The sequence below is a fragment of the Mycobacterium sp. E342 genome, assembly GCF_001667665.1.
In the GTDB taxonomy this organism is placed as follows: domain Bacteria; phylum Actinomycetota; class Actinomycetes; order Mycobacteriales; family Mycobacteriaceae; genus Mycobacterium.
Window position 1 is genome coordinate 1 of record NZ_LZJM01000122.1, and the last position, 523, is coordinate 523.

The 523-nt window shown below is 68.5% G+C and carries 1 protein-coding gene; it reads right to left on the reverse strand.

Going from position 1 to position 523, the window contains the following annotated elements:
• Positions 1 to 523: TetR/AcrR family transcriptional regulator (locus A5692_RS07725; RefSeq protein WP_068054237.1), on the reverse strand; the 523-nt coding region annotated here is incomplete at both ends.

The following is a 523-nucleotide window of genomic DNA, read 5'->3' on the forward strand; positions in this document are numbered from 1 at the left end:
CGAGCAACGTTCCCCGGATCAATTTCTTGGCCGCGTCCAGCGCGGCGTGATAGTCCCGGGGCGGCGACGTGGCCGCCAGCTCCGTCAACCCATAGATCAGCGCGTAGACGGCCTCGACGATGCCGTTGCGGTCGGCCCGGTGCGCGAGCTCGCCCCGGCGGTAGGCATCGTCGATGACACCCTCGATGATTCCGCGAAACACCTGGAAGTCGGCCGCGAGCCGCGAATCGCGGGCGACAGCGCCTTCGGCGCGGATCACCCACTCGAAGGCGGCAAGATCGGGATACTCGCGCATGAGCCGGCCCGATTCGTCGAGCACCGCCGCGATGCGCTCGACCACGCCGCCGGAACCCGCGGCGGCGGCTCGCAGCCGCGGCACCGCGATGCGCTCGATGTCCTCGACGGCCGCGTCCAGCAATTCGGACTTGTTCGGGAAGTAGTGGTACAGGCTTCCGCTGGTGATGTTCGCCGCCCGGGCGATCTCGCGAATCGTGGTGCGCGAATAGCCATTCTCGGCCACGCA